The sequence below is a fragment of the Pseudomonas sp. B2021 genome (assembly GCF_018135665.1).
In the GTDB taxonomy this organism is placed as follows: Bacteria; Pseudomonadota; Gammaproteobacteria; order Pseudomonadales; family Pseudomonadaceae; genus Aquipseudomonas; species Aquipseudomonas lactis.
The window spans coordinates 3,397,542-3,403,925 of the sequence record NZ_SMOF01000001.1 but is presented as its reverse complement, the minus strand read 5'-3'; the positions used below and the strand labels follow the sequence as shown (position 1 = coordinate 3,403,925).

The following is a 6,384-nucleotide window of genomic DNA, read 5'->3' as shown; positions in this document are numbered from 1 at the left end:
TCGACCATCCGGCAGATCGCCTCGAAGCTCGAGACCTGGATACGCAGCGACAATTGCTTACCCAGGCGCTCGACGTGTTCGCGCAGGAAACTCAACAGCGTGCTGCCTTCATGCAGGCCGATGTGCTGATACGCCAGGGTCTGCTCAAGGGTCACTGAAGGCAGGTCGGCCAACGGATGCCCGACCGGCACCATCAGCACCAGTTCATCGGTGCTGAAATGCAGTACTTGCAAGCCGGAGGCTTCCACGGGGCCGGCGATGATGCCCATGTCACTGGTGCCATCGAGCACCCCGCGCACTATGTCCCGTGACAGGCGTTCCTGCAGGTCGACGGTGACGCCGGGGCGCTGTGACAGAAAGCCCGCCAGAACCTCCGGCAAAAATTCGGTGACAGCCGTGGTGTTGGCGAAGATACGGATATGTCCGGCCGAATCCACGCCGTATTGCGTGAACTCGCTTTTGAGGTAATCCACCTGGCGCATGATCAACCGCGCATGGTGCAACAGCCGCTCGCCTGCCGGGGTGATCTCCACGCCCCGGCTGTCGCGGTACAACAGGCGCGTGTCGAGCTGGCCTTCCAGGGCCTTGATCCGCGCACTGGCGGCAGCCGGCGACAGGAAGGCGCGCTTGGCGCCCTGGGTAAGGCTGGGGGATTCGGCGATATGGATGAACAGGCGCAGGTCGGCGAGATCGAAGTGCATGCAAAACTCCCGGACAACAGGTTTCCTGTGGGAGCAGGCAAGCCAGCTCCCACATTGGTTCACGGTGTGGCTGTAAGCGTTCAGCATAACCGAACGCTGGTTTATTGAAATGCAAATTCTCAGAACGGGCAGGCCCTTGCATGATCCACGGCAGTCACCCACTGCCTGAGGACCTGCACCCGATGAGCGCTACTGATTGGATCGGCCGAAGTGAGACCGCCCACGACCACCTGAGCCATAACCTGCTCAAGCGTATCGCCGCCACGTTCGGTGAAGCCGTGCCCGCCGATGGCGACGCGGTGCCTGCGTTGTGGCAATGGTGTTTTTTCCAGGACCCGTTGCCCGAATCGGCCCTGGGCAGCGACGGTCACCCGGCACGCGGCGGATTTCTGCCTCCGGCCGATAACCGCAATCGCATGTGGGCCGGTGGGCGCCTTGAGTTTTTGCACCCACTGCGGGCTGGCGAGGCGGCCACGCGCGTATCCACCATCACCCAGGTCGAAGAAAAAACTGGGCGCACCGGTTCACTGTTATTCGTCACCGTGCGCCATGACTACTCCCAGGGCGGTCGCCTGGCCATCCGCGAGGAGCAGGACATCGTCTACCGCGAACCTACGCCACCCAAGGCGGGCAGCGGCGACGCGCTGGCCCAAGGCGAATGGACAGAGGCGGTCGAACCGACGCCGACCTTGCTGTTCCGCTACAGCGCCGTGACGTTCAACGGCCACCGCATTCATTACGACTACCCCTATGTCACGGGCACCGAAGGCTATGCCGGCCTGGTGGTGCATGGCCCGCTGATCGCCACCTTGAGCCTGCGTGCGTTCTGCCGGGCGCACCCCGAAGCGACCCTGCGCCGCTTTGCCTATCGCGGTGTGCGCCCACTGACCGCGCCACAGCCTTTTGAGGTCGGCGGGCGCATCACCGCAACCGGCGTCGCAGACCTCTGGGCTGGCAACACTGAAGGCCTGGCGCAAAACGCTCAGGTGCATTTCGAATAACCCAATAACAACAGGCGGAGAGCCGTTAATGAATGCCCACGACACTGAAGAACTCAACGCCATCCGCGACGGCGTGCGTGCCTTGTGCGCCGAATTCGATGCCGCTTACTGGCGCAAGATCGATGAAGAAAAGGGCTTCCCCGAAGCCTTCGTCAAGGCGCTGACCGACGCCGGTTGGCTGTCGGCAATGATCCCCGAGGAATACGGCGGTTCCGGCCTGGGCCTGGCCGAAGCCTCGGTGATCCTTGAGGAAGTCAACCGCTGCGGCGGCAACTCGGGCACTGTGCATGGCCAGATGTACAACATGTTCACCCTGCTGCGTCACGGCAGCGAGGCGCAAAAACGCTTCTACCTGCCCAAGCTTGCCAGTGGTGAATTGCGCCTTCAGTCGATGGCCGTCACCGAACCCACTACCGGCACCGACACCACCAAGATCAAGACCACGGCGATCAAGCGCGGCGACAAATACGTGGTCAACGGCCAGAAAGTCTGGATCTCGCGGGTGCAGCATTCCGACCTGATGATCCTGCTGGCACGCACCACGCCCTTGGCCCAAGTGCAGAAAAAATCCGAAGGCATGTCGATCTTCCTGGTGGACCTGCGCCAGGCCATCGGCAACGGCCTGACCGTGCAGCCCATTGCCAATATGGTCAACCACGAGACCAACGAGCTGTTCTTCGACAACCTGGAGCTGCCCCTGGACAGCCTGATTGGCGAGGAGGGCAAGGGCTTCAAATACATCCTCGATGGCCTGAATGCCGAGCGCACCCTGATTGCCGCCGAGTGCATCGGTGACGGCCGCTGGTTTATCGAAAAGGCCAGCGCCTATGCCCGCGACCGTGTGGTGTTTGGCCGGCCCATCGGGCAGAACCAGGGCGTGCAGTTCCCGATTGCCGAGGCGCATATCGAGATTGAAGCGGCGGACCTGATGCGCTGGCGTGCCTGTGAGGAATACGACAGCGGCAAAAACGCCGGGGCCAGTGCCAACATGGCCAAGTACCTGGCGGCCAAGGCGTCCTGGGAAGCGGCCAACGCCTGCCTGCAAACCCACGGCGGCTTTGGCTTTGCCTGCGAGTACGACGTGGAGCGCAAATTCCGCGAGACCCGCCTGTACCAGGTGGCACCGATCTCCACCAACCTGATCCTGTCCTACGTGGCCGAGCATTTGCTCGAACTGCCGCGCAGCTTCTGAGGGCGTTGAGCATGCATCATACCCAAGCCCTTTGCCGGTTCCTGGCCGAGCTGACTTACGCGCAGTTGCCCGAGCACGTACTGGCGCGCACCGAAGAGCTTTACCTGGATTGGCTCGCATCCGCCTTGGCCAGCCAGGGCGCGCACCCGATTCCCCTGTTTGAGCGCTACGCACAGAAGATGGGCCCGAGCAGCGGCCCGGCCCAGGTGATCGTCAACGGCACCGGCACCAGCGCGTATTTCGCCGCACTGGTCAACGCTGCCTCCTCGCACTTGGTGGAGCAGGATGACTTACACAACAGCTCGGTGCTGCACCCGGCCACCGTGGTGTTTCCCGCCGCATTGGCCGCCGCCCAGGACCTCGGCAAGTCTGGTCGTGAACTGTTGCTGGCCTCGGTGGCCGGCTATGAGGCGGGGATTCGCATCGGTGAGTTCCTGGGGCGTTCCCACTACCGCATCTTCCACACCACGGCCACGGTCGGCACCCTGGCGGCAGCGGTCGCGGTGGGCAAGTTGCTCGACTTCAACGAAGAGCAATTCATCAACCTGCTCGGCAGCGCCGGCACCCAGGCCGCCGGGCTCTGGGAATTTCTGCGCGATGCCGCCGACTCCAAGCAACTGCACACGGCCAAGGCCGCGGCGGACGGCCTTCTGGCGGCTTACCTTACGGCCGATGGGCTGACCGGCGCGCGCAATATTCTTGAAGGGGACCAGGGTTTGGCGGCGGGCATGTCCAGTGATGCGCAGCCGGGCAAATTGTCTGCCGGCCTGGGCAGCCGTTGGGCACTGGTGGAAACCTCGTTCAAGTTCCACGCTTCCTGCCGTCACACCCATCCCGCTGCCGATGCGCTATTGGACTTGATGCAGCGTGAAGGTTTGAGCGCTGCACAGATTTCCCAGGTGCAAACCCACGTGCACCAAGGCGCCATCGACGTACTCGGCCGAGTGACGGTGCCGGCCACCGTGCACCAGGCCAAATTCTCCATGGGCACCGTGCTTGGATTGATCGCTGTGCATGGCCACGCCGGGTTGCCTGAGTTCCATGACCTGGCGTTGAGCGATCCTGCGGTCGCGGCGTTTCGCGACAAGGTCTGCATGAGCCTGGACCCCGAGGTCGACAGCGCCTACCCGCAACGCTGGCTGGGCCGCGTCACCGTCACCACCACCGATGGCCGCACGCTGCACGGTGCCATTGATGAACCCAAGGGCGACCCGGGCAACACCCTGAGCCGCGCCGAGCTGGCGGATAAGTTCCAGCGCCTGGCCCACTTCAGCGGCGCCCGCACCCCGTCCCAGGCCAACCGCCTGATCGAGCAGGTGTGGAACCTGCGCACTACCGCGTCCATGGCCCATTGGCTTGGAGGGAATTGTGATGACTGAACAACGACCGCTGGACGGCATCACCGTCGTCAGCCTGGAACACGCGATTGCCGCGCCATTTTGTACGCGCCAGTTGGCCGACCTTGGTGCCCGGGTCATCAAGGTGGAGCGCCCCGGCACCGGCGACTTCGCCCGTGGCTATGACGAGCGGGTGCGCGGCCTGGCGTCGCATTTCGTCTGGACCAACCGCTCCAAGGAAAGCCTGACCCTGGACCTCAAGCAGGACGAGGCGGGCGCCATTCTCGACGCGTTGTTGGCCGATGCCGATGTGCTGGTGCAAAACCTTGCCCCCGGCGCGGCGGCGCGCATGGGCTTATCGTTCGAGGCGCTGCACGCGCGCTTTCCACGCCTGATCGTCTGCGATATTTCCGGCTACGGCGAAGGCGGGCCCTACGAGAAAAAGAAAGCCTACGACCTGTTGATCCAGAGCGAGGGCGGCTTTCTCTCGGTGACCGGTGGCCCAGGTGAAGAACAGATGGCCAAGGCCGGTTGCTCCATCGCGGACATCTCCGCCGGCATGTACGCCTACAGCGGCATTCTGTCGGCGCTGCTGCTGCGCGGCAAAACCGGCCAGGGCAGCCGTATCGATGTGAGCATGCTCGAAAGCCTGGTGGAGTGGATGGGGTACCCGATGTATTACGCCTTCGACGGCGCGCCGCCGCCACCGCGTGCGGGTGCCGCGCATTCGACGATTTACCCTTACGGGCCGTTTCCCACTGGAGGCGGCGGCACGGTGATGCTCGGCTTGCAGAACGAACGCGAATGGGCGGCGTTCTGCGACAAAGTGCTGCTCAGCCCGTCGCTGGCCACGGACGAGCGCTTCAGCGCCAACTTCAAGCGCTCGGCCAACCGCGAGCTGCTGCGCCAGATCATCGTGGAGCGCTTTGCCCCACTGGACGTCGAGGCGGTGATCCAGCGCCTGGAAGACGCGCAGATTGCCAGTGCGCGGGTCAACGACATGCAAGGCGTGTGGGACCACCCGCAACTCAAGGCCCGCGACCGCTGGCGCGAAGTCGACAGCCCAGCGGGGCCGTTGCCGTCGCTGCTGCCACCGGCGCGTAACGCTGCGTTTACCCCGCGCATGGACGGCGTGCCAGCGCTGGGGCAACACAGCCAAGGCATCCTCGACCAGCTGGGTTATTCCGTTGAGGCCATTAACAGCCTGCGCGAGCGCGGCGTTATCTAATCAGGAATCAAGTGATGCCAAAGCCATTAGTACGTTCTGCGCTGTTTGTGCCGGGCAGCCGCCCGGAGCGGTTTGCCAAGGCCCTGGCCAGCGGCGCCGACGCGGTGATTGTGGATTTTGAAGACGCGGTGGAAGAACCGCTCAAGCGTCAGGCTCGGGATAATCTGGGCGCGTTCCTGCATGCGCATGCCGAAGCCCAGGTGTGGGTACGCATCAACGCGCCCCAGCATGCCGAGCATTTTGCCGATGTCGCCTTCTGCAAGTCCCATGCAAATGTGGCGGGGGTGTTGCTGCCCAAGGTCGAAAGCGCGGCCCAGGTGGCGGTGGTGGCCGCGACCGGCAAACGTATCTGGCCGATTATTGAAAGCGCACGGGGTTTGCTGGCGCTGGCGCAGATTGCCCAGGCGCCCCAGGTAGAGCGCCTGTCGTTCGGCGGTTTGGACCTGGCGCTGGACCTCAACCTGAGCAGTCACTCCCACGCGGCCGAACTGGCCCTTGACCAGGCGCGCCTGGCGCTGATCGTGCATTCGCGCGCGGCGGGCCTGGCGGCGCCGCTGGACGGCGTGCACCCGGCCATCGACGACCCCGAAGGCCTGCACCGCTCGATCCGGCACGCTTATGAGATGGGCTTTGCCGGGGCATTGTGCATTCATCCCAAGCAAGTCGCGGTGATCCATGCCGCGCTGGCGCCGAGCGCCGAAGAGCTGGCCTGGGCCAGGCGCGTGGTGGAGGCGGGTGCCCATGGGGCAGGGGCTTATCAGATTGACGGGCAGATGGTGGATGCGCCGGTACTGCTGCGCGCGCAGCGGCTGCTGGCCGCGCAACTGTAACTGACAAAACCGGGAGCAAAATGTGGGAGCAGGCTTGCCTGCGATAGCGGTAGAACAGTCAATGTTTGTGTTGCCTGACACACCGCTATCGCAGG

General features: G+C 64.0%; 6 protein-coding genes. 5 read left to right on the top strand and 1 reads right to left on the bottom strand.

The window, feature by feature from the left end; translation table 11 throughout:
* On the bottom strand, positions 1-701 hold a 701-nt coding region (locus tag E1K68_RS15175), incomplete at its 3' end, for a LysR family transcriptional regulator (protein ID WP_212614339.1).
* 182 nt (positions 702-883) lie between these two features.
* On the opposite strand from E1K68_RS15175, the gene E1K68_RS15170 reads away from it, so the two are divergent.
* The 5 genes from E1K68_RS15170 to E1K68_RS15150 are packed head-to-tail and all read left to right on the top strand — an operon-like array spanning position 884 to position 6,289.
* Positions 884-1,702, top strand: a complete 819-nt coding sequence (locus tag E1K68_RS15170; RefSeq protein ID WP_212614338.1) for a MaoC family dehydratase N-terminal domain-containing protein — start codon at positions 884-886, stop codon at positions 1,700-1,702.
* 28 nt (positions 1,703-1,730) lie between these two features.
* Positions 1,731-2,894 carry an acyl-CoA dehydrogenase family protein gene (locus E1K68_RS15165; protein WP_003191034.1) on the top strand — a complete coding sequence of 388 codons (1,164 nt, stop codon included), beginning with the start codon at positions 1,731-1,733 and terminating at the stop codon, positions 2,892-2,894.
* Positions 2,895-2,905: 11 nt separating this feature from the next.
* On the top strand, positions 2,906-4,273 hold the full coding sequence (locus E1K68_RS15160) for an MmgE/PrpD family protein (protein ID WP_120247991.1): 1,368 nt from the start codon (positions 2,906-2,908) through the stop codon (positions 4,271-4,273).
* A complete protein-coding gene (locus E1K68_RS15155) occupies positions 4,266-5,459 on the top strand; it encodes a CaiB/BaiF CoA-transferase family protein (protein ID WP_003191037.1) in 1,194 nt (397 codons plus the stop codon). The genes E1K68_RS15160 and E1K68_RS15155 overlap by 8 nt, the downstream gene beginning before the upstream one ends.
* Before the next feature lie 14 nt (positions 5,460-5,473).
* Complete coding sequence (locus E1K68_RS15150) at positions 5,474-6,289, top strand: CoA ester lyase (RefSeq protein ID WP_003191038.1); 816 nt, start codon at positions 5,474-5,476, stop codon at positions 6,287-6,289.
* Positions 6,290-6,384: the final 95 nt, after the last annotated feature.